This window comes from uncultured Parabacteroides sp., assembly GCF_902493135.1.
GTDB lineage: Bacteria > Bacteroidota > Bacteroidia > Bacteroidales > Tannerellaceae > Parabacteroides.
This window is the reverse complement of the sequence record NZ_CABUOD010000012.1, coordinates 82,059-105,395: the sequence shown is the minus strand read 5'-3', so window position 1 is coordinate 105,395 and position 23,337 is coordinate 82,059. Positions and strand designations below refer to the sequence as shown.

The 23,337-nt window shown below is 52.7% G+C and carries 16 protein-coding genes; 10 read left to right on the top strand and 6 right to left on the bottom strand.

Annotation, left to right across the window (positions count from 1 at the left end; translation table 11 throughout):
• Positions 1-10 precede the first annotated feature (10 nt).
• Positions 11-1,984 (bottom strand): hypothetical protein, encoded by a 1,974-nt coding sequence (locus RDN79_RS07845; protein ID WP_308573105.1) that lies wholly within the window; start codon positions 1,982-1,984, stop codon positions 11-13.
• A gap of 147 nt (positions 1,985-2,131) precedes the next feature.
• On the opposite strand from RDN79_RS07845, the gene RDN79_RS07840 reads away from it, so the two are divergent.
• On the top strand, positions 2,132-2,752 hold the full coding sequence (locus RDN79_RS07840) for a DUF4923 family protein (RefSeq protein WP_298553232.1): 621 nt from the start codon (positions 2,132-2,134) through the stop codon (positions 2,750-2,752).
• A gap of 60 nt (positions 2,753-2,812) precedes the next feature.
• Here the strand turns inward: RDN79_RS07840 and RDN79_RS07835 are convergent, their stop codons facing one another.
• Both RDN79_RS07835 and RDN79_RS07830 read right to left on the bottom strand, forming a co-directional pair.
• Positions 2,813-4,939: an HRDC domain-containing protein gene (locus tag RDN79_RS07835; RefSeq protein WP_298553233.1), complete on the bottom strand. Its 2,127-nt coding sequence runs from the start codon at positions 4,937-4,939 to the stop codon at positions 2,813-2,815.
• A 217-nt stretch (positions 4,940-5,156) separates the two neighbouring features.
• Positions 5,157-6,755 (bottom strand): aspartate:alanine exchanger family transporter, encoded by a 1,599-nt coding sequence (locus RDN79_RS07830; RefSeq protein WP_298553234.1) that lies wholly within the window; start codon positions 6,753-6,755, stop codon positions 5,157-5,159.
• A 127-nt stretch (positions 6,756-6,882) separates the two neighbouring features.
• Here RDN79_RS07830 and truA point away from each other — a divergent pair, with 127 nt between their 5' ends.
• Both truA and RDN79_RS07820 read left to right on the top strand, forming a co-directional pair.
• Positions 6,883-7,632, top strand: coding sequence for a tRNA pseudouridine(38-40) synthase TruA (gene truA / locus RDN79_RS07825; RefSeq protein ID WP_298553236.1), 750 nt, complete (start codon positions 6,883-6,885; stop codon positions 7,630-7,632).
• A 35-nt stretch (positions 7,633-7,667) separates the two neighbouring features.
• Positions 7,668-8,564, top strand: a complete 897-nt coding sequence (locus RDN79_RS07820; RefSeq protein WP_298553237.1) for a DMT family transporter — start codon at positions 7,668-7,670, stop codon at positions 8,562-8,564.
• Here the strand turns inward: RDN79_RS07820 and RDN79_RS07815 are convergent.
• Complete coding sequence (locus tag RDN79_RS07815; protein ID WP_298553238.1) at positions 8,529-8,750, bottom strand: transcriptional regulator; 222 nt, start codon at positions 8,748-8,750, stop codon at positions 8,529-8,531. The genes RDN79_RS07820 and RDN79_RS07815 overlap by 36 nt on opposite strands.
• 82 nt (positions 8,751-8,832) lie before the next feature.
• Between RDN79_RS07815 and RDN79_RS07810 the strand changes: the two genes are divergently transcribed.
• A complete protein-coding gene (locus RDN79_RS07810) occupies positions 8,833-9,465 on the top strand; it encodes a DUF3256 family protein (protein WP_298553239.1) in 633 nt (210 codons plus the stop codon).
• Between the two features lie 12 nt (positions 9,466-9,477).
• Here RDN79_RS07810 and RDN79_RS07805 read toward each other — a convergent pair whose 3' ends face one another.
• On the bottom strand, positions 9,478-11,460 hold the full coding sequence (locus tag RDN79_RS07805; RefSeq protein ID WP_308573103.1) for a transcriptional regulator: 1,983 nt from the start codon (positions 11,458-11,460) through the stop codon (positions 9,478-9,480).
• 265 nt (positions 11,461-11,725) lie between these two features.
• Here RDN79_RS07805 and RDN79_RS07800 point away from each other — a divergent pair, with 265 nt between their 5' ends.
• The 6 genes from RDN79_RS07800 (at position 11,726) to RDN79_RS07775 (ending at position 22,455) form a co-directional block, all read left to right on the top strand.
• Positions 11,726-12,289: a hypothetical protein gene (locus RDN79_RS07800; protein WP_298553241.1), complete on the top strand. Its 564-nt coding sequence runs from the start codon at positions 11,726-11,728 to the stop codon at positions 12,287-12,289.
• A 41-nt stretch (positions 12,290-12,330) separates the two neighbouring features.
• On the top strand, positions 12,331-14,493 hold the full coding sequence (locus RDN79_RS07795; RefSeq protein ID WP_298553243.1) for an MAC/perforin domain-containing protein: 2,163 nt from the start codon (positions 12,331-12,333) through the stop codon (positions 14,491-14,493).
• A gap of 150 nt (positions 14,494-14,643) precedes the next feature.
• The gene (locus tag RDN79_RS07790) at positions 14,644-14,844 is read left to right on the top strand and encodes a hypothetical protein (protein ID WP_298553244.1); all 201 of its coding nucleotides are present in this window, start codon (positions 14,644-14,646) and stop codon (positions 14,842-14,844) included.
• Between the two features lie 24 nt (positions 14,845-14,868).
• Positions 14,869-15,645 carry a DUF6261 family protein gene (locus RDN79_RS07785; protein ID WP_298553245.1) on the top strand — a complete coding sequence of 259 codons (777 nt, stop codon included), beginning with the start codon at positions 14,869-14,871 and terminating at the stop codon, positions 15,643-15,645.
• 314 nt (positions 15,646-15,959) lie between these two features.
• The gene (locus RDN79_RS07780; RefSeq protein WP_298553246.1) at positions 15,960-20,597 is read left to right on the top strand and encodes a hypothetical protein; all 4,638 of its coding nucleotides are present in this window, start codon (positions 15,960-15,962) and stop codon (positions 20,595-20,597) included.
• Between the two features lie 289 nt (positions 20,598-20,886).
• A complete protein-coding gene (locus tag RDN79_RS07775; protein ID WP_298553247.1) occupies positions 20,887-22,455 on the top strand; it encodes an ATP-binding protein in 1,569 nt (522 codons plus the stop codon).
• Positions 22,456-22,476: 21 nt separating this feature from the next.
• Here RDN79_RS07775 and RDN79_RS07770 read toward each other — a convergent pair whose 3' ends face one another.
• The gene (locus RDN79_RS07770) at positions 22,477-22,962 is read right to left on the bottom strand and encodes a PepSY-like domain-containing protein (RefSeq protein ID WP_298553248.1); all 486 of its coding nucleotides are present in this window, start codon (positions 22,960-22,962) and stop codon (positions 22,477-22,479) included.
• Between the last annotated feature and the right edge of the window lie 375 nt (positions 22,963-23,337).

Genomic DNA, 23,337 nt, shown 5'->3' with positions numbered 1-23,337 from the left:
TTTTGTATCTTTAATGGATCACTTCCCGTACGGCTTCCAGCATCGGTTCGACAGTCAGCGGGTTGCCGGTTGCTTCCAGCATCCACTCGTTGGGTGTCAGACGTCCCTGGCGGAAAATGCGTTCGACTTCGGTTGCGAAATCTTTTCCTTCCAAGTATTGGTCAAGCTGGAACTCGATGATCTGTCCGAAGGCATAGGCCGACAAGTATAGCGGGTAGCTGATCATATGTGAGTAAACTGCCAGAACCGTTTCGTCTTTCACGCCGAAAACGGGAGCATAGTATTTATTCCAGATCTCTTTGGCCAGGTAGATCGTTGCCTCTTTCAGCTGTCCGGCCGTAGCATCGGGATGTGCATACATCCATTTCCAGACAGAGATATCCAACATGGAGACGCCGCATATTTCGTACATCGTCCATATCTTGTCCAGGACTTCCATCGCCTTTTTGTCGGGATTGTTGTCTTCGATTCCCAACAGTTCCAAGTCTCGTTTCTGGAAGACGAAAGCCAGCGCTTCGGTAAAAGCCGTGTTGGGGACGCCGCTCAGCATATAATAATCCACATCGTACATGGACAAGGTCTGCTCCACATTGTGTCCGAACTCATGGATGGCAATGTTGTAGCCCTTATAATCCATGCCGGTTTCCGGTATGCGGGTGCGCAGGTGCGATTGCTGTCCCTTCATGGCCGCTCCCCAGGCATGGCCCGAACCGCGGGCGGCATCGACTGTGATCTTGTCGGCCAGGTACTTGGCGCGTTCCGGGGAGAAGCCGGCTTTGACAAGGATGTTCGGCAGGTCTTCGTCCAACGCTTCCGCATTCGGATAGAGCGCCCGTGTCTTTTCGTCCAGCTTCTTTTCGTCCAGGTTGCTGCGTGCCTTGAAGCCGTCATACCAGATGTCGTAGGCTTCCAGCTTGCGGCCGAGGCGTTTGGCAATCATCTTGCCGACGGATTTCAGTTCCGGAGCGGAAAGGAATTCGTCGAAAAGTTTTTCCACGTCGTCCAGCGAGACTTCCATATCTTCCGAGAACTTCCGGTCGATGTAAGTATTTCCCGTGTATGTGTCTATTTCCTGCATCGCTTTGAAATTGTTCAACATCTTTTGGTAGCGGGTGGTCGATTCGGGTGTTCCGGGCACCTGCTTGCCGTCGAGGCTGATCTCGTTTTTGTATGGGTTCCATTCGTATTTGCCGGAGTTGATGACTTCGACCGGAATGTCCTGTGCAATGATCCGTTTCATCACTTCGTAGACCGTGCGCTGTTTGTCGAGGCCCTCTTTCCCTTTGTTGTAGTTGGCTTTGATCTCGTCGCGCAGGTTCCAGTGTGAAAGCAAGATCATGTCTTTAGGAAACAAGTATTCCCCTTTTTTGTTCTCGACGTGTCCCATATAAATGTTGTAGTCGGAGATGTAGATGTCGGCATCGCTCTCTGCGTTTCCGGCGGCTTGCAAGGCTGTTGCCGGGATGCGCTCGGTGAACAGGTCGCCGAGGCGGGCATATGCCCATGCTTTCCGGTCTGCTCCTAACCTGCCTTTTTCTTCCAAGGTATAATGGGGAAAATTCAGCATGACGATGAAAGCGATCTTGTTTTTATAGAAGTCGTCTTGCAGGTGCGTGCCCGGACTGTAGGAACCGAACTTCTCGTCGATCGCGTGGAGAGGGCCGGTCGGTTGGTGCAGGTTCTTCATCAGGCGCAGGGACATCTCGTTGAAGTGCCCGCTGATGCCTTCCATATAATCGCTGATTTTAAGGAATACCTGTTCTTTTTCGGCAGGATCGGAGATGTAGTTCTTTTCGCAGAATGTTTTGAATTCTTCAGCGTTTCCGTCGGATTCCTGCCAGAGGCGGGCGGCCTGGCGGACTCCTTTCTCGATGGCAGCCTTGTTCCGGCTGTCTTTTGCGACAAGTGACCGGATCGTCGATTGGACGACAGTCGGACTGATCTCTGCGCGACCGTTGAAACAAGCGAGTGTACAAACCAGCATAAGGCAGAAGTGTTTAGTTAGTTTCACCATAGTTGTCATATTAATGTATATTAGGATATCCAAGTGTCGGGATGATTGCCCGGATACAAATGTAGGGATAATATTCGTATCTTTGCCTACTGTAAACATGAGTAAGAATAGATGAAAATGAAAAAAAATTGGATTTTGGGAGTTGCCGTTTGTGGCATTTTGTCCATATCGGATGCAGCGTATGGACAATCGATTAAAGATATCTTGAATTCTGCTGCCGTGAAGGATGCTGTAACCGCCGTGACCGGAGGCAAAAAGCTGACGGCGGAAAATCTGGCCGGTACGTGGACATATGTGAATCCGGCCATTCAGTTGGAAGGTGATAATGCTTTGAAAAATGTGGCGGCAAGCGTAGCCTCTTCGGAGATGGAAAAGAAGCTGAAAGAATATTGTGCGAAAGTCGGGATCATCGAAGGAGCATTCAAATATACTTTTAATACCGACAGTACGTTCACAAGCGTTTTGAAAGGCCGTACTTTGAAAGGCACTTATTCTTTCAATGCGGACGATAAGACGATGGAACTACATTACGGCAAGATCGGAAAGTCCAAACTGACGACGATGACGGCTCATGTCGTTGTTACGAACGACCAGTTATCCTTGCTTTTCAATGCGGATAAGTTGCTGGATTTCCTGACGAAACTCTCCGCCGTTTCCAAGAATACGACTTTGCAGACGCTTAATAAGCTGGCAAGCCAGTATGACGGGATGATGATGGGGTTCGAGCTGAAAAAGTAGGGAGGCCGGAAGTAGAGCCGCTTTGCGGCTCTCTTGCTATGGCCGGTGCCGGGTCTTTTTTTATGGCTTGCTTCTTTTGTATTCGTCTACTATTTCCAATAGCTTTGCACCATAGTTTTCAACGATCTTTTTCCCGATTCCGGGGATTCTGAGAAGATCGCGTCCACTGACGGGCAACGTGTTGACTACGCCGATCAGTGCTTTCTGTTGCAGGATGGTGTAAGGGGGAAGACCTTTTTCGGTTGCCAGTTCATAGCGCCATTGTTTCAGGCTGGCATATAATTCCGGATATTTGATGTCGGTAGAAATCGCTTCTTTCTCCTGTTTGGCTGACTTTTCGCTTCTCTTGCGGGTCGGGGCTTGCGTCTGTTCGATGCTCGCCTTCGCTTTTGCCGACAAATAACCGGATATCGTGAATCGCTCTTTGCATCCTTCCAGGACGGCCAGTTTGACGCGAAGGTCTTCGTCCCATTTGTCCAATGCGTTCTTGACCGTTTTACGGATCTCCTTATTATCTATTTCCACCTCCGACGCTTCCTGCAAAGGCGTGCAAAGACGGTCTATCTGTTCCAAAAAATAGGAAACGCCTTTCCGGACGCGATCCTGTATCATTTCGTCTTTGAGATAGTCCGGATTTCCGCTTATCATCCGTTTCAGTTGCTGGATGAAACGTTCTCCGACATCCGTGACTGTAGACCGGAATGTGTCGCGGGTGTTAGAATATTGGACGCTTAGTTCCGGATAAAGTTTCTGCAGGTTGCCATACACGACAAAAGCGGCATATTGGATACGCTGTTGCAGGTTGTTGAAATCGAAAAGTTCGCAGATCAGTTCCGTGAAATACTGTTGCTGTGCGGCCTGCATTTGTTCTTCGCCCGGTTGGCGGTTGCCGACCGAAGAGGTGAATTCCTGAATCCGGTAATCGTTGATCATGGCATTGCGGGTAATCGGGCTGCTCAGCACAAGCCCTTCCAATGTCTTGCAACGGCTCAGTGCGACATACACTTGCCCATGCGAGAATGCGGCCGAGGCGTCGATGATGGCATGTTCGAAGGTCAATCCCTGGCTCTTGTGTATGGTGATCGCCCAAGCGGTTTTCAGCGGATACTGGTTGAAGGTCCCGGAAATGGTTTCGGTGATTTCCTGTGTTTCGGGGTCGATCGTGTATTTCACATTGTTCCAGGTTTCCTTTTCGACTATGATCTCGTTTCCTTCTTGGTCAACCACTGTTATTTTGCTGGGATTGATAAAAACGATCTTCCCGATCTTCCCGTTATAATAACGTTTTTCAGAAGAAGAGTCGTTCTTGACGAACATGACCTGTGAACCGCATTTCAGAGTCAGCTTGTCGTCGGTCGGATAAGAATATTCAGGGAAATCATGATTGATTTCAGCCGTAAAAGTATAAGTCTGACCGGGAAGTTCCGCCAGTTTGCGGTTGTTGATCTGCTGCGCCTGATAGTTATGTGTCGTAAGCGTGATGTAGCCCGACTGTTCAGCCGGCAGGAAGTTGGGAATATAGCGTTGGTTCAGCTGTTGCAGAGTCTCGTCGTCGAAACGGTTTTCACGGATATTATTCAACAAGTGGATGAAATTCGTGTCGCTCTGGCGGTAGACATGTGTCAGCTCTATGCAGTAATAATTACTTTCCGATAGGGCTTTGCTGTCGAAAAAGAAAGTGGACGGATAGTGCTCTTTCAGCAGATTCCATTCCTCGTCTTTGGCGACAGGAGCCAACTGCTGCAAATCTCCGATAAGCAGTAGCTGGACACCGCCGAAAGGTTTGCTGCGGTCTTTGTAACGTCGCAAGACATCGCTGATCGCATCCAGCAAGTCCGCACGCACCATACTGACTTCGTCGATCACCAGCAGGTCCATGCTGCGGATGATATTGATCTTGTCCTTGCGGAATTGGTTCTTGAAATCTTTTTTACCGCCCTGATATTCCGGTGAAGAGGGAATATAGGGACCGAATGGCAATTGAAAGAAGGAGTGGATCGTGACACCCCCGGCATTAATGGCAGCTACCCCGGTTGGCGCTACAACGATCATTCGTTTGGGAGAAACCTCTTTCAACCTTTTTAAAAAGGTCGTTTTGCCCGTTCCGGCTTTTCCTGTCAGAAAAAGATTGGTCCCAGTGTTCTGCAGTAAGTTGAAGGCGAGGTCAAACTGTTGGTTTGTTTGCATGGCGAATTTCTAATATTGTTAGTTCTCACAAAATTAGGAAAAATATTAGAATCGCCAATATATTAGAGGGAAAACGCTTGTTTTGCATAGCAAAGAAGTCGAGTGACTGAATATTTTCAGCATTTCCATTTCGGTGAAAATAAATTTTCACTGGCAAGAAAATAAATTTTCACGCTATGGAAAATTTATTTTCCTGCCGGGGGAAACATGTTTCCTCTTATACAACCAATGCCGCAATGAACTGGATAAAGAGGATCAGGAACACCATCGCGATCGGATAGACCGTCGCATAGGCGATGCTGGGAGCGGAACTGTCGCTCATCGAGTCGGCGGCGGCAAGCCCCGGCGTACTGGTCATGCCGCCGGCGATCGTCCCGATCAGGTCCAGGATATGGATCTTGAATACGAAATAGCCGAACAGGACAGCCACGACCATCGGCACTATTGTGATCGCCATACCGACTCCGAACAATGTCCACCCGCTTTCCTGGAAGGTCGATACAAGGTTGACGCCGGCGGATGTCCCGACCTCGGCGAGGAACAGCAACAGGCCGATCTGGCGAAGCAACTGGTTGGCGGAACCGGACATGGACCAGACGATCGGCCCCGTCTTGCCGATTGCGCTCAGGACAAGCGCGACGATCAGGATACCACCTGTCAGGCCGGGCGAGAAGGAGAAAGAGTCCGAAAACGAAATATTCAGTTTTCCGAACAGCACTCCGAGCACGATACCGGCGGCAATCGGGAAGAAGTCCGTGTCGGAAAGTTTCTTCTCGTCGTTTCCGAACACCTGGCCCAGTTCCTTGATGTCTTCTTTTTCTCCGGCGACCATCAGCTTGTCACCGAATTTCAGCAACAGGTCCGGTTCGGGCGAGAGGTCGATCCCGCTTCGGCGTACGCGGGTGACGGTGCAGTTGAACGTGCTTTGCAGGTTCAGATACCCTAAACTCTTGTTGATAACGTTCTTGTTCGTCACCAACAGCGATTGCAATTCCTGCGTGCTGCCGAAAGGAAGGTCGTTCTCCACACGTTCGCCGACGAGGAGTGCCAGTTGTTCCAAGGACTTGTCGTTGCCGACAGCCTTGATCAGGTCTCCTTCATGCAGGATGGTTTGCGCTACCGGTATGCTGGTCAGGTTGTTATGTTTCACACGGGAAATGACGGCTCCTGTCATGGAACGGAGTTGCAACTGGGCCAGCGTTTTCCCGAATATATTGGCATGGGTGATGCGGTAAGTCGCCGTGTGCAACGGAGGATATTTCCCTTTCCGCTGTGCTTCGAGCGCTTTCGCTTCGGCGACAAGGTCCTTGTGCAGCAGCTTCGGCAGTAATTTTATGAAAAGTATCACCCCGATCACTCCGAACGGATAGGCGATACCGTAGGCGATCGAGGCGGAGGAGGAATGCGTGCTGTCGATCGCGACGGCAAGACCCGGCGTACTGGTCAGCGCTCCGGCGATCAGTCCGACGAGGCTCGGCGTATCGATTCCGACCACATATTTAAGTATCAAACCGGTAAGGCTGGCGGAACCGACAATCAGAAGCGTCAGTATGATCAGCGTTTTCCCTTTCGAACGGAAGGAGTCGAAGAAACCGGGACCCGCTTGTATGCCGATGGTGAAGATGAACAATACCAAACCGAAATTTCCCAGTTCCTTAGGAATGATTACCCCGAAATGCCCGAACAGGAGAGCGATAAAGATAACGGCTGATACATCGAGCGAGAGGCCTTTGATCTGTATTCTGCCCAACACGAACCCTAAGGCGATAATCAGGAACAAGGCAAAATAAGACGATTGAAGCAATGTTTCAAACATGTCAAATAGTTTTGTTGTGAAGATTTATGTTTGCAAAATTACACTTTTCTGTCTGCATAGGCAATCCCCTGGCGAGATTTCTGTTACCTTTGCATCCGAAAACAAACAGAAGCAAGGATATCCGGACGTGAACAGATACTTTATATATTTAGGTTATAACGGCAAGAAGTTTTGTGGCTGGCAGATACAGCCGAATGGAATCACAGTGCAGCAATCCGTCGAAGAGGCATTGGCTACGTTGTTGCGACGGCCGGTCCCGGTCGTGGGAGCCGGGCGGACGGATGCCGGCGTGCATGCCCGCCTGATGGTGGCTCATTTCGACTGGCAGGAACCGATCGCCGACCTCGCTTTCTTGGCGGAGAAGCTGAACCGCCTGCTTCCCAAAGATATCGCGGTCTACCGTATCGTGCCTGTGCGCCCCGATGCGCATGCCCGGTTCGATGCCACTTCGCGTACCTATAAATATTATATCACGACCCGGAAAGACCCGTTCAATTACGAACAGGTCTATCGGATTCCGGGCAAACTCGATTTCGACGCGATGAACAAGGCTTGTCCGGTTCTGTTCGACTATATCGATTTCACCAGCTTCAGCAAGCTGCACACGGACGTGAAGACGAACAACTGCCGCATCTATAAAGCCGGTTGGGAGCAGGAAGGCGATGTCTGGGTTTTCACCATACAGGCGGACCGTTTCCTGCGCAATATGGTGCGTGCCATTGTCGGGACACTTTTAGAAGTGGGGCGGGGCAAGCTCTCCGTCGACGGTTTCCGCCAAGTAATCGAAGCCAAAGACCGTGGCCGCGCCGGAACCTCCGCCCCCGGACACGCCCTCTATCTGTTCGACGTCACCTACCCCGAAACTATTTTCCTTTAATCCTTTAATTCTTTAATTTTTAATTCTTAATTTTCATGTGGCTCATATTAGCCTTCATCTCCGCCTTCCTTTTAGGCTGTTATGAAGTAAACAAAAAAATTTCGTTGAATGGCAATGCCGTTATCCCGGTTCTGTTTTTCAATACATTGATAAGCAGTCTTATCTTCGTCCCTTTCATTTTTCTTTCGTTCTTTACGGATGTGCTCGACGGGACGATGTTGTATGTGCCGCGTGTCTCCTTTGAGACGCATGCGGCCGTGTTCGTAAAGGCCGTGATCGTCTTGTCGTCGTGGATATTCGGCTACTTTGCCCTGAAACATTTGCCGCTGACCATTACCGGGCCGATCAAAGCGACGCAGCCCGTCGTGACGCTGGTGGGAGCCATGCTTGTCTTTGGCGAACGGCTGAACCTGTACCAATGGGTCGGGGTGGTCCTTTCCATTGCCTCCTTCTATCTTCTTTCCTCATCCGGCAAAAAAGAGGGCATCCGTTTCACGCACAATAAATGGATCTTCTTTACCGTCTTGTCCATCCTCACCGGAGCGGCGAGCGGCTTGTATGACAAATATCTGATGGGAAGTCTGGATGTGATGACGGTGCAGGTCTGGTTCAATGTCTACCAGTGCCTGATGATGTTGCCGATCCTTCTGTTTCTCTGGTATCCGCGCCGGAAAAGCACGACGCCTTTTGTGTGGCACTGGAACATTATCTTTATCTCCGTCTTCCTCTGCGTGGCGGACTGGATTTACTTTTATGCCCTGACTTTCCCCGGTTCGATGATTTCTATCGTCTCGATGGTCCGTCGCAGCAATGTGCTGGTCACCTTCATCGCCGGTGCTTTGTTCTTCCACGAAAAGAACCTGAAAAGCAAGGCGATCGACCTGTTTTTAGTATTATTAGGAATGATATTCCTGTATCTCGGTACGCGCTAAAGATCTCCGGTTTTGAGGTTTGAACAAGTCTTCTTTTCCGAAGAAGACATTTCCGTCTTCGGTCTCAGCAGAGATGACGACACCCACGAATGGGTTGTTTTCCACTTCGATAATTGTCCCTTCTATCCAATTTGGCAAGTGGGTAAGGTCTGGGGAAATTAATATTTTATCTCCTACTGTTTTCATATACGTTACCTTTTACGATTACTTATTGCAAAGGTAGATATTTTATTTTTATCTTTGTCTCCCTATAAATTCAATTTAAGATATGAAACGATTATTTCTTTCTATACTGCTTTGTGCATTTGCGTGGGGGATGAAGGCGCAGGAGATGGATGCGGTCTTTGTCGCCATGCCCGACCAATACGTGCCCCAACTCGAAAACGCCTGGCGTAAGGATTTGATAGATCTGTATAAATCGGGGAAGGAGGCGAAGCTGAAAAACACCATGAACGGCTTTTCCAACTTGAAGAAGCTGACGGACGATTACCTGCTGTTGCAGGTGACGGATCGCAGCACGGTGGAGATGAAACTTCTTCCGCTCGTCAACGATACCTATGTCGTTTGTATGGTCACGACCGTATGCGGTCCCGTTCCCGACAGCCGGGTCGAGTTTTTCACGACAGACTGGAAACCGTTGGAGGCCGCCGACCTGTACACTCCGGTCCCGGCAGAATGGTTTGTCAAAGACGATGCCGACAAGAACCGTACCGCCTTTATCGAAGCGACCGCCCGCCTGGACATGGACCTGCGGAAATATTCGCTCAGCCCCGACGACCGGACGTTGACGGTCGAATACACGACTCCCCGCTACCTGACGAAAGCCGAACGCCGGCAGGTGGAACCTTTCCTGAAGGCCGAACCGAAGGTCTACACCTGGGAAAAGTCGCATTTCAAGTAAAACGATCCCGTCTCAGTCCACATTTTCCAGATAGGCTTCCAGCGATTCCTCTTTCCTCAGCCCGAACTTTTTGCGGATGCGGCTTCTGCCCGAATTGACGCTGGCACGCGATATCCCCAGTGCCAGTGCGATCTCGTCCGTGTTCTGGTTCAGGTGGATGAGCATGCAAAGGAGTTCGTCCGATTTGGTCAGTTCGGCACAACGGGCCCGCAGTCCCGGCAGGTAGCGCGGATAGAGCGCGGCGAAGGATTGCCGGAAACGCTTCTCGTCCTCCCCGCTGAGCAAAGTGGGATCGAGCTTTTGGCGCACGTGGTCGATGGTCTCGTTGTGCACCGCCTGTTCCAGTTCGAAGCTCAGTTGTTCGTTCCGCCGGTTCAGTTCCTGCTGGGCCGAGAGCAATCCGTTCAGTTGGCGGCGGTGCATCTCCTGTTCTTCGCGGTGCATCCGGCGGCGTTGGAAAAGATAGGCGACGGCGCCCGCCAGCAAGCATCCCGCCAGTATCAGGATGATGTGCATGTAGACCAGCGAACGTTCCTTCAAGGCCACCTCGGCCGTGAGCACGCGGTTTTCCTGTTCCTTGCGGCCGGTCTCGTACCGGATGTTGGCGGCGATGGTCGCGCGGATTTTGTCTTCCTTGCGGACAGAGTCGCGCAAGGCGATGAAATGCGGGAACAGCGTCGCCAGTTTGTCGTTCAAGCCTTGCGAGGCATACATCTTCATCAACTCCCCGTACGCGTGGTCGAGGTTTTCGTCGAACTGTTGGGCGGCAAATTCGCGTGCCGCCTCTTCCATCATCGGGATTCCTTTGCCGGGGTCCCCGTTCTTGGCGAATGCCAGCCCTAACATGAACTGTTCGGTTGTCGTATCCCTGAGCGTGTCGGCGCAGCTCTTTTGCAGTAACGCGATCGCTTCGGGCAAGGCGCCGGGAAAGCGTTCGGAGTGGTCGACCATGAAGATGGCCCGGTCCGACCTGATCCCGTCCGCCAGGCTCTCCGCCCTTGCCTTGTCTGCGATGGCGGCGGCCGCCCGCAATGCCTCTTCGAAGCAGACCAAGGCGGAATCCGTCTGCCCCAACTCGTCAAACAGGTTGCCTCTCATCCGGAACAGGTCGGTCAGCAGCAGCCCGTTCCGTTCGCGGCTGGCCTGTATGGCGGAGGCGTTTGCTTCGAGCGCCTTGTCCGACATGCCCAGGCGGGCGTAGAGGTTGGACAGGTCGCCATAGAGGTAGATGGCCCCTATCTTTTTGTAGCCGGGATGGCTGCGCAGGTAGTCGACGCCCTCTTGCAGGCATTCCGCTCCCTTTTCATACTGGCCGGTGCGGTTGTAGAAATATCCCATCTGCGAGAGGATGTCGGTCGGGTCCTCGAATTGTCCGCCTGCCCGGAAAGCCCGGACGGCCCGTTGCTGCATCGGGATGTATTGTTCGGCGGGCCGGCTGTAGCGTTGCAAGGTACGGGCGACGAGGTGGGCGAATATCATCTCCTGCGTCGCGTCGCCGGCAGGCGGTAGCGAGGCGGCTTCGCGCAGCAGGGCTTCCGAATCCCCGTCGCCGGTAAAGCGGGTCGCCAGGCACCGGTAAGCCGTCAGGTAATGGAGGCAAGGCCCGGTCAGGTAGGGGTGGCGCGTGTGCGCCAGGCTATCCGTGATCTGTTTGAACACCTCCTCTTTGTTTTCGTAATAGGAAGAATTGTAGAAATATTGCAGCGCGATGCCGGTTTCGGCCCGCAGGCTGTCCCGGTTGCCCGCCGGAGAAGCCGGGAAATTCCGGAAGATCCGGCTGTAGATGGTGAAAGCCGAGTCCGTACGGTCGGCTTCATAGAGCGTCCGGCATTCCCGGTTCAGTGCTTTCAGCGTTTTGTCCGTCCCCCGGTTTTCCCATCCGGCCGTCGGCGACGAGGGATCTTCCGCCGTGCGGCGGCAGGCCGTGAAGGCGATAAATGCCCCTGCAAGGGCGAAAACGAGCATTTGTTTCTTCATCATCTTTTTTTTCGACAAAAGTAGTCGAACGTTTGCAAAAACGGTCGGAAATCGGACGAAATCTATTGAATCGTCTATCGGTTTCCCCTTGCCGGCAGCTCGAACCCCTCTATATTTGTTTCTGTGAAAGGGCATAGGGACCGTGGCGAGTAATAGATGATTATCAAGCGTTGTTTCCAATAGAAAAATGCTATTGTTCAGCCGTTGTACAGACTATTGCCCATAAAAGTAAAGCGGAGGTACGAAATGGATTGCGTTACTTTGAAAGCACGGAAAGAACAGTATGATGAATAGAAAGCAAATAGCGACAATGGTCTTGCTTTTCGTCTTCTTCGCCTTCGTAGGCATCGGGATGGAAGGGGCAGCGACGGAAGACCGCGGAAGATGGCTGGCGGCCGTTGCGGTGGCTTCCTTTTTCTGTGTCGCGTTTGTCCTGGTCACCGATTATCTGTTCTGGCAGTTCCTGGTGCGCAGGATCGATGACCGCCTTGAAAAGTTGCAGGACCTCCTCGACCGCCACTCGCGCGAGTGCCCGGTGAAGAAGGAGCAGCTGCTTGCCGGATGCCTGGCGGTGGATGAGACGGGAAAGAAGGGAGACGCGTTCCGCCGCACCTTCACCGCCATCTATCCCGCTTTCCTGTTCCGCCTGCGCGAACTGGTCCCGGGCATCACGCCGGTCGAGGAACTGCTCTGCATGCTGATCAAGATGAACCTGAACAGCCGGGAAATCGCCGACCGCATGTCCATCTCGCCCGGCAGCCTCCACACCACGCGCTACCGCTTCAAGCGGAAGTTGCCGTTGCCGGAGGGCGTCACGATGGACGATTGGATACGACAGATCGAATAAGGTAAATTTCACAATATGTATAACCTATTAAATTCATTCTTATGAAAAAAAGAACCTCTCTCATTTGCAACTTGGCTTCTCTCCTGCTCGCAACGTTGTTCGTCGCAGGAAGCGCCTTGTTTTTTGCCGCTTGCAGCGACGACGGGGCCGAAGAACCTGAATATCCTCCGCTGGAAGAGGGGAGCGCGGACCTGACGAACGGCTACCGGATCGTGATGGTCGACGTGAACAAGCTCGAAAACTTCCGCCTCAAGCTCGGAACCCTCCGCAAACTGCGCCTGAAACTGCACGACTCTTCTTTCCCCTTCGAACTGACCGAAGAGATGAAAGACAATGTGAAATATCTCATCCTTCGCCTGAAGGACGGCACGAAAGCCGGGATGCCCGACTTCTCCGTGCCCCGCAGCTATAAGTTGACGCTCGGCGTCGAGGGAGACGAGACGGTGACGAAAGACCTGGAGCTCGTGCTCCGCAGCTCCGCCACCTCGGCCGAAGGCGATATCACCTATGCCAAATCGATCGGCAAAGGGACGCACATCTGGGCGGACATGGGCAACACCACCTATCCGATCCTTTCCTTCGACATGATACGCGGGCAGCTCCTCGACAACGAGTCGTCCATCCAGGACGGCATCAAGTTCGAGTGCGGCGGCGAACGTTTCGAGGAGACGATGGAGAAAATGAACGTCGCCGTGGGCATCACCGGCCAGATCGGCATCAAAAAGAAGGTAGGGCTTTCGGGAGGCGTCACCTTCTCGCAGGAGACGATGACCAACACGCGCCAGAACTTCGAGTATTACCTCGGCTATTACGGCAAGAACATGGCCGAGGTGCGGATCAACCCCGACTGGATCACCAAGGTGGCGGGGGCGGACCGCTCGAACATCTACCTCCTGCTCGACGAGACGGTCAACGACGTCTTCAACAACAGCGGATCGGACGCCTATAAGGTCTATTCGAACGACACGGTCCCCGAAAAAGGCAAAAAGACGATCTTCGACCTGCTCGACCACTACGGGACGCATGTCATCAGCAAGGCCTCTTTCGGCGGTAACTTTATCTATATGTACGCACGGGAAGAGAACATGTACGAACACTCCATCGGGCACGATGCCGCCGCCAACATACAGGTCAAGCAGCTCGTCGGCGACCAGCCGGCCACGGAGTGGATAGAATACTACCAGCGCATCCACGGCAGCAACTATATCCGCGCCGACGCGAGCGGAGGCGACTACAGCTACGACTACAGCCAGGCCTCGAAAGCACGCTACGTGATCAAGTCGAGCGGAGGCAACGCCAGCCAGGACGTCAAAGCCTGGGACCAGAGCATCACGGCCGACAGCCGTTCCACCTGGATCCCGATCAGCTACACGACGAAGGACGACTCCGGCGAAGCGCTCATCCCCATCTACGACCTCGTGAAGGACTCGGTGCGCAAGAATGCGATCATGAAATACTTCGAAGCCTATGATGAAAAGCACACTCCGAAGCGCACCATGCCGCGGGCCATACTCGCCGACTTCATGTCGGTCTACGGGCGCAACGACCATGCCACAGGAGACCCCAAATCGTTCGTCGCCCAGGACGACTTCGGCAACCAGCTGATCTATTATCCTTTGATGGCCAACGACAATGCCCCGACCGACCGCGGGTACGCGCTCGAAACCTCGCAGTCGACCTACGTGAGCGTGAACGACAACAAGGACCAGTACTGGTACTACGCCCTCAGCTACGACGACGTCCATCCGGGGCTCACCGACGTGACGATCAGCGAGGACAGGCCCTCCGGCTATTCCAAGAGGGGAGACAACGCCGACATCTCCAAATCGGGCATCATCGTGAACAAGAACGTCTATGTGAAGTATGCCACCTCCGATACGCCCAAGGACAAGCTGATCACCGGCATCGGCATCTACGACAGGGACGCCGACGGCCATCCGATCATCGCCTCGACGGGCGGGACCGAATGGAAACGCCCCTTCGAGTTGCCGGACAACAAGAACCTGTTCGAGAGCTATTGGACAACAGAGTGGCGGGTGGATCCCTCCTGCGAGCCGTGGTTCAAAGGGGCGACCAACCATCATCCCCTCAAGCTCTGCTACACGACAAAAGATCTGCCCGAAAACTTCAAGTTCGGAGTGACGGCGGACAACCAACCGGTGAACACGCCGCCTATCTCGCATCCTAAGAAATGGGGCGAATAGCGACCGGCGGCGAGTGTCCGGAAACTGAATGGCGGGCGGTTCGAGGTTCCGAAGTTCTTCGGAAGGGCAAATGGCCTGCGGTTCGAGGTTCCGAAGTTCTTCGGAAGGGCGAACGGCCTGCGGTTCGGGGTTCCGAAGTTCTTCGGAGAGGTGAACGGCCTGCGGTTCGGGGTTCCGAAGTTCTTCGGAGAGGTGAACGGCCTGCGGTTCGGGGTTCCGAAGTTCTTCGGAGAGGCGAACGGCCTGCGGTTCGGGGTTCCGAACCTGTTCGGAGAGGCGAACGGCCCGCCATTCGGGTTCCCGAAGCTGTTCGGAGGGCCAAATCGCCTGAAAACGATACGATTTTATTGATATTGACATTTTAAAATAAGAAATATGGTAAAACAGATTAAGACTTTCAGTATCTCGCGACTCACCGTAGGGTCGACAAGCGATTTCCACAGCAAGGTGAACGAGCTGATCGTGAAGGCTACGCCCTCCGCGCTCTATATCGTGGACCAGGCGGCGCTCTATGCCGAGGCATGTGCGCTGCTGGCTTCGATCGTCAACCGCTCGACCACCTTCGTGTCCACGTCGGAGATGAAAGCGGAAGACAAGAGACGCGACAACCTGGTGGGCGTCGTCAGCAACGTCGTGCGTGCCCACAAGACGAACCCGATCGCCGCCAAGCAGGCCTACGCCATCCGGTTGGATGCCGACCTGGCCCCTTACAAAGGGATCGGCGGTGACGAATACAGCAAGCAGACTGCTGAGGTAAAGGGCATGTTGACTGTCCTGGCGCTCGAAGCCAATGTGGCGGCGGTCAAGGCGTTGGGCCTGGAAGACGAAGTGGCGGAGCTTGCCAAGGCGAACACCGCGTTCGAAACGGCTTTCCTCAGCAAGGCAGGCGAGGCGTCGACCCGCTTGGCACAGACGGATGTCAGCTCCGACCAGGCCGTCGGGACGGCTAACGAGCTTTACGGGCAGATCATCACCATTGTCAATGCCTATGCCATTGTCAGCACCAGCGATGTGATCGAAAAATTCATCGACGACGTCAACGGCCTCGTCACCCTCTACGCCTCCATCGCCGGCAGCAGCACCTCCGGCGGCAGCGGGCCTGACAGCGGAGGCGGTGGCGGAGGCGAAGAGGAGCGTCCCGGTGAATTGTAGGAGGTTGTTACTTTTCTCTTGAAAGAAAAGTAACCAAAAGTTCAAGGCTTAAGCTGCCTCGCTACTCCGTTCCCTTCGTTCGCTGTCGCGTCTGAAACTCGCTTCGCTCAAACAGCAGACGCTCCGGACGCTCACTGCGGTCTCTGCGCTTGACGCTCACCAGCTTAGGCCGGAGATAGAGCCTGACGGCTCTTTTGGGATGGCCGATGCTGACACCTATATGACTGACGGAGGAGCCTTGATCTTTTGGTTGCTTTCGGATCAAGCCGAAAACAACGGATAAATCATCATCATTTAATAATATACATCTATTTATGAACGACTTTTTACTTATAAAAAGAAACCGCCGTGCAGCGCCCCTCCGGCTCGCTGCACGGATAATCAGTATCATGATACTGGCTTTTTTATGGCCGGCGAGGGGAGGGGCGCAAACAGGAGGAGGCCTTTCTGATCTCGATGTGAGCAATAGCAATATCAATGGAAAACTAACTCTGACTTATAAGCTGAAAGCTGAAAGTTCGACCGATTATGCTTGGTTTTACAAGATCGGGACTGATGGCTCCGACACCGAGTTCTCCGGTACGCTGACGGGCACGAATAATAGTTGGTCGCAGGGGGCGATCGATATCAAAAGCGAGAAAAAGATAGAGGATTCTAATAATAATATGCTTGACACCTACCCGATCCTTCAACTGAAGGAGCTGAACTTAACCTACAATGCCAACGACTCATTGCTTTATATGGTAGAGGGCGGTGAACCGCTCTGTATCCAAGCGACAGGCAGCTCAGCCAGTACCTTGAAATGCCAAGGAGTAGTAATCAACAACAACGGTGGATGCGACCTGCTTCTGGATGGTGGAGCTGCCGGATTGAATATCCTTGGGAAAAAGTCAAATGGAATATATTTGTACACTACTGGTCATCCGGTAGGCCTCATCCTCAAAGGCAAAATAGATATCGTAGCGGATAACAAATATGCCGTGTCGATAGGGAATAGCGCTTCTTTATCTGCGGCCGAAGATGCGAAAATAACGGCTTCTGCGGGATTAAAAGCAATTCTTGACAATAATGTGCATTCCCCCTTCCTCGAATGGAGGTTTAACTCCTCCGCCCCGGAGAGCGGCAAGACGCTGGAAATAAAAGATGCCAACGGCAAATCGCTTAATCCTGCTATCCAATTCACCACCGACGACAAAAATAGGCATTTCGCTGTCAACGTCAAGAAGGACATCGGCTATACCGTTTGGTTAGACGATAATCTACTCATGGATGAGAAAAAAACAACCGTCTTTACGGCGACGGAAAATAAATTATTCTCCTTCGAAAAAATGCAATTTCCTTCCGACTGGCCTACCTACGGTCAGACAGTCAGTGTCGGCCCGGGTGGCACCGATGTCTCCGTCTCCGGCACAACCTACACCGTCAAAACCCCCCGCGGCCTCGCGTGGATCGCTTGGGTGACGAATAATGGGAAGACCGCCAATACTACCAACAATACCACCAATACCGGTGATGCTTACTATCCTACCAATGCAGGCTTTAAGGACTGCACGGTTAAGCTTGCCAACGATATCTCTCTGGCTACGCCTACCAAGGGCGTCGCCACTGGTTTCAGGAATAATTGGATGCCGATAGGGACTTCTTCTTCTAAAAGCTTTCAAGGCACCTTCGACGGAAATCACAAAACCATTACCGGAATGGCGATCGACTCAACTTCGGTAAACTATATCGGTCTTTTTGGGTATTTGAATGGAGCGACCGTGCAGGATCTGACGATGGCAGATGAAGGAACTTCCCCAGCAATTAATTTGGGGACTTCCACTTCCACTGATTCAGCCGCAGGCGATAACTACTATCTTGGCAGTGTCGCAGGCTGGGTGAATAGTGGAAAAATCATCAATTGCCATAATAAATGTGCGGTCAGTTTCTCTATGTCTGACAAGGTTGGAAATGTCGGTGGATTTGCCGGTATGATAGCTGAAAACTCGGTGGTTAGCGCTTGTTCAAACAGTGGAGCCATCACTGTCGATGGATCACCGGTTATGGGGGGTGGAATCGCAGGGGAAAGTGCCCAATCTTCTATTGTTTCCTGCTTCAACACGGGTGATGTCAGTGCTACTGGTAATACTAATACCGCCTATGCGGGCGGTATCGTAGGCGACGGTAATATTAATGGTGATAGCAGTACTCCGAGTCATATATCGTACTGCTATTCAACAGGGGATATAACCGCTAAAACAGCCACGACAAGTACTTCCGGCGGTATTGTCGGAGGTGCTCGATATGCGGTTATTGAATCTTGTTTTGCCACGGGTTCTGTTTCCGCTGAATCATCAAGCAACAGCGGCTACCCTACCAACTATGCTTATGCAGGCGGTATCATCGGGTGGATTTGGAGCGGTAGCGTTACTGTACAGGATTGCCTCGCCTTAAATACCGACGGCGTGAAAGCTACCATAAGCACCTCTGAAAAACATGCCGGTCGTATTGCCGGAAATAATAATAATGCTACCCTTTCCAGCAACTACGCCAGCGTCAATATTAAACTGACGGTAGGAGATAATACTGCCGCCCCGACCACCGGCATCGCCGTCGATGCGATCAACGGGGCCAACGTCTACCTCGATGAGGTCGCTGACGTTATCGCCGGTTGGACAGGTGAGGGCAAAGCCTTCACCGCCATCGATACCACCAAAAACGGCAAGCTCCCGCGACTGAAAAAAATCGCCAGCTTTGGCAACGACGGCCGGCCGGAGACTTACGATGAGTCCGATTTCATCCCCGGCCAGCCCGACGACTTGACCTCTTCCACCTATCTGCCTTACCCTGATCCGTTGTCTTTGTCTTCCGACGATACAGATCTCACCCTCTCTTGCTCCAATGGCAAATGGAGTTACAAAAAGGGAGAAGATGGTGTTTCGACCCGTTTCGACGGCACGGTCAAGATGGCCAACGGCGCATCTCCGTCCACCAACAAACTCAGCATCTCCGCCGCCATCGGCAACCCGACGCTGACGTTCGACAAAGTGAAAATCAAACCGACCGGCGCTGCCGCCCTGACCATCGGGTCCGGTTGCGCCCTGATCCTCAACACGACGGGAGAGGGCACTTCCACCCTTAGCGCATCCGGCGCCTCTACCTTCGTGAACAAAGGCTCTGTGACGCTGACGGGCAAGGGCCTGTACATCGGAAATACTGACGATAATAACGAATATTACGGCCTCGATAACTCCGGCTCCTTCACCGTGGCCGATCCGTCGTCGACCTCCGTCACCTTCCATTGCGCCAACGCCGCCATCCATAACACCGGAACCCTCGGCAACGCGTGGATGGAATGGCAGTTCGCTGCAACAACGGCACAAAACGATGGAAACGGCACGAACGATGCCCCAATCGCCTTCGCCGCCACCGATGCCGCCGACCCATTCCCGGCCGCCCGACTGCGCCAGGGCAAAACCTTTGCCACGACCGTTACGGCAGGCAAGACCTACCGGCTCTGGACGGTGACGAAGGACGGTGCTGATAATGGCACCGAAGTCCGTACCCGCCAGCAAGGCCTGACAGCGGCCACCCCTGCCGAACCGGTCGTCTATTTCCAGGCGCCTGCCGATAACGGGGTCGCAGCCTTCACCGGCGTGAAAGCCGCTATCCCGGTGGCCGTCACCCAACCGGCACAGGGAGGCGGCACGATCTCCGTCTTCTCCGGCGACAGCCTGTTGGCAAAAGCGGACACCATCCCGAACGGAGTCAAGCTGGCACTCAAATACTACCCCTTGCCGGGCTACGAGCTGAAGGATGTCACAATAACACCAACGCCGGGTGAAAACAATACCAATACTAATCCGCCAACCGAATATACTGTCCCGACCGATGCTACGGCCGTTACCATCACAGCCGCTTTCAAGGCAAAGACTGTCGAGCCTGCCGACACCACCCAGACGGTTGTTGTCGCTGATGTAAGCAAACTCCCGTCAACGCCGGTCGAAAAGCCGACTGCCGTGATCGATAAGGATAAGACTACCGCAAGCACCGGTTCCGAAGTCAAGCTGATCACCGGAGCGCTCGAAGACGAACATCAGGAGAGCGTGAAAGCGACCTTCGAAGAGGTTGCTGCCGATATTGCTAAAGACAATATCATCTTTGCCGAAATCGCCCTGGTGGAAATCACGACTACCTCCGGTAGCAGTCAGACCACCATGACCCCCATCCAGCCCAAAGACGGGAACAAGGTCCATGTGGTCTATCCTTATCCTTCCGGCACGAACAGCAATGACAGTTTTGTCATCGTCCACTTGAAGACGGACGGCACGACGGAAGTCTATCGGGATGCCCCCGACACAGGCAAGGGCGAAAAAGAGTTGCAGAAGACCGCTCGCGGCCTCGAATTTGACGTCGACAGCTTCAGCCCCTTCGGCATCGCCTGGATAAAAACCTACACGCCGCCGCCTTATGTCCCGCCTGTCACGAACTACTACACCGTCACCCTTCCCGACGTGGAGGGCGTCACGTTCAGTAAAAAGGCCGGAGCCTATACGGTCGAGGAAGGCTACAGCTTCTCGTTCGCCCTCGTGTTGCAGGAGGGCTACGAGCTGCATTCGAAGCCGGTCGTCAGGACCAGCCGGGGAGAAATACTCGAACCGCGTGCTTCGGACGGCAAATATGTCGTTCGCTTTGTCGAGGAAGACATCACGGTCGCGGTCGAGGGGATTGTCCGCAACGATGACCAGCCGACAGCCAATGCCGCCATTGCTTCCGACACACGGGTATGGGCGGCAGAGGGCCGGCTGCATCTTTCGCTCGACAGCCCGGCGTGTGTCTGCATCGTGGACATGGGCGGCCGTGTCTGCCTGCTCTTCGACGCGCCTGCCGGCGAAACGACGCGACCGCTACGTCCCGGCCTTTATCTGGTACGCCTCGGTGAAAAAGAGGTGTTCAAGGTCGCGGTAAGGTAAGTTTCAGGGGGGTGTCATTAATCTGTATATTAGAACACAGATAACACAGATGAGACGGATTCACGCAGATTGATTATTGCAAATCAATAAAATAAAAATCTGCGGTTATCTGTTGAATCTGTGTCATCTGTGTTCTATTTTATATTTTGACACACCTTCCTGAAATCATAACACAACGTAAGCTATGACCGAGTTTTCGGATAGCCCCGTCCCGTAAATTCGAAACGGTTTTTAGGGCATATTGCCGCATTATCCTTATCTTTGTGTGCATACTTAAAACAACGGATATATGGAAACGAGACCGATCAGAAAACTCCCGGTGGGGATACAGGACTTTACGAAATTGCGTGAAGAGAATTTTTTGTATGTTGATAAAACGGCTTTGGTCTATCGAATGGCTGTTTCCGGCAATCCTATATTCCTGAGCCGCCCGCGCCGTTTCGGCAAAAGCCTGCTGCTTTCGACGCTCGAAGCCTATTTCCTGGGCCGGAAAGAGGTCTTCAAGGGGTTGGCCATCGAGCAGTTGGAAAAGGATTGGAAAGTGTATCCGGTGCTTCATCTGAGTCTGAATGCCAAGTTTTACGAAACAAAGGAGAGTCTGGAGCAGATATTGGAATCTCACTTTATCCAATGGGAAAAGCAATATGGCGGGACTGACCGTGAATTGGGATACGAAGGCCGTTTCATGCAGATCATCCGGCAGGCCTGCGAGAAAACCGGTGAGAAGGTGGTGGTCCTGATCGACGAATACGACAAACCGCTGCTTCGCTCCTTGTTCAACGACGGTTTGCACGATCTTTACCGCGAAATGCTGACCGGCTTCTACACGGTGCTGAAAGATGCCGACCGCTATCTTCGTTTTGTGTTTATCACCGGTGTGACGAAGTTCTCGCAGTTGGGTGTCTTCAGCAACTTGAACCAGCTGATGGATATCAGCATGAATCCCGACTATGCGACCGTCTGCGGCATGACGAAGGACGAGATCGAACGTGATTTCCAACCCGAACTGGCTGCGCTTGCCGCCATGAACAGGCTGACTTACGAACAGGCGGTGAACGAACTGGCGAAACGTTACGACGGTTATCATTTCTCGGAGTTCCAGACGGAAGGGGTCTTTAATCCGTTCAGCGTGCTGAATGCATTGATCCAGCGTCGTTTCAGCAGCTATTGGTTCGCTACCGGCACGCCTACCATGTTGGTCGATATGCTGAAAAAGACGGACTACGACCTTCGTGAACTGGACGGCATAGAAGTGCCTGCCGCCGCCCTGACCGATTACCGGATGGATTTCCATAACCCGGTGCCGGTCATTTACCAGAGCGGCTACCTGACGATAAAGGAGTACGACCCCCTGAAGGACTTCTATGTGCTCGGCTATCCGAATGCGGAAGTGGAATACGGATGGTTGAATTTCATTACTCCTTATTACACGTCGATGTCGGAAGTGAATGCCCCGTTTTATATAGGGAAGTTCTGGGATGAGTTGCGTAAGGGGGATGTCGACGGTTTTATGGAACGCCTTCGCGCCTTCTTCGCCGGTATGCCTTACGAGTTGAACGACAAGACGGAACGTCATTATCAGGTGGTCTTCTATATTGTCTTCAAGCTGCTGGGACAATATGTCGATGCCGAAGTGCGGAGCGCCCGCGGGCGTGCCGATGCCGTGGTAAAGACAACGGATTATATCTACGTGTTCGAGTTCAAGCTGAACGGCTCGGTAGACGAGGCCCTCCGCCAGATCGACGACAAAGGCTACCTGATCCCTTACGCCGTCGACGGCAGGCAACCGGTCAAAGTCGGCGCCTCCTTCGACAAAGAAGAACGCAACATCGGCGAATGGAAAGCGGTTTTCTGTTGACTGATCCGTTTGCCGTATTCTTTACCAGTCATATCCCGGTGCGCGGGTCGTCCTTTGTGTTACGATCTGCGCGTTGGAATTGAGTACGACGTGTATCTCGTTGTTGTCCTGTTTCAGTTCGAAATCGTAGAACAGGCCGTCCGGCCGTTCGATCGCCGTGATATCTTCTACTTTATATTGGTTGTAGGCGGAGCTTTGCAACGCGTCCATGACGGCGACAGGCACGTCGCGGGCGCTGATTTCCCAGTGCGTGGAGACCCATTGGTCCTTCGTGTCGAACCATACTTCTTTGTGCAGATTCTTTTCTTGTATATCCACTTCCGTCCCGTTAGTCTCCTTTTCGGATTTCAGGATCGTTGCGGCCGGATACTTTTGTTTCAGGAAGTTCAGGATAGGGGCTGCGACATTCTCGGCAGCTGCCTTTTGTTTTTGCGGGCTGTTGCTGCATGCGGCGAACAGGGTGAGGCTGCATAGGCACAAGAGCAAGACGGATAATTTAGTTTTCATGACTTGTTGTTTTTTTATTGTTACTATTCGTGGTGGGTTCCCGATCGAACTCCGCCTCGAAAGAAACAATTCTTTTGCCGTCAAGGTTGTCCGCATGCATGAAAAAGCATCCCGGCGTATAGTTGTGAAAGTATTATCCGGCGGGTAAAAATTTTTTATAATGAACTCTTCGACAAGAGAAGCCGAGGCGCTTTTTTGTTTCCACTTATTGGCCGTTTTCTTCCGCATAACGGCAAAATCTGCAACTTGTCTGATTTTTGAAAAAAAACTGCTTGCCTGAAAGAATGTGTTTTTATATATTTGAAAACTATATTTAGGTTTGTTTGTGGAAAAGAGATTGCAAGCAGAGTAGGGTACGGTGGTGTACAAATAATA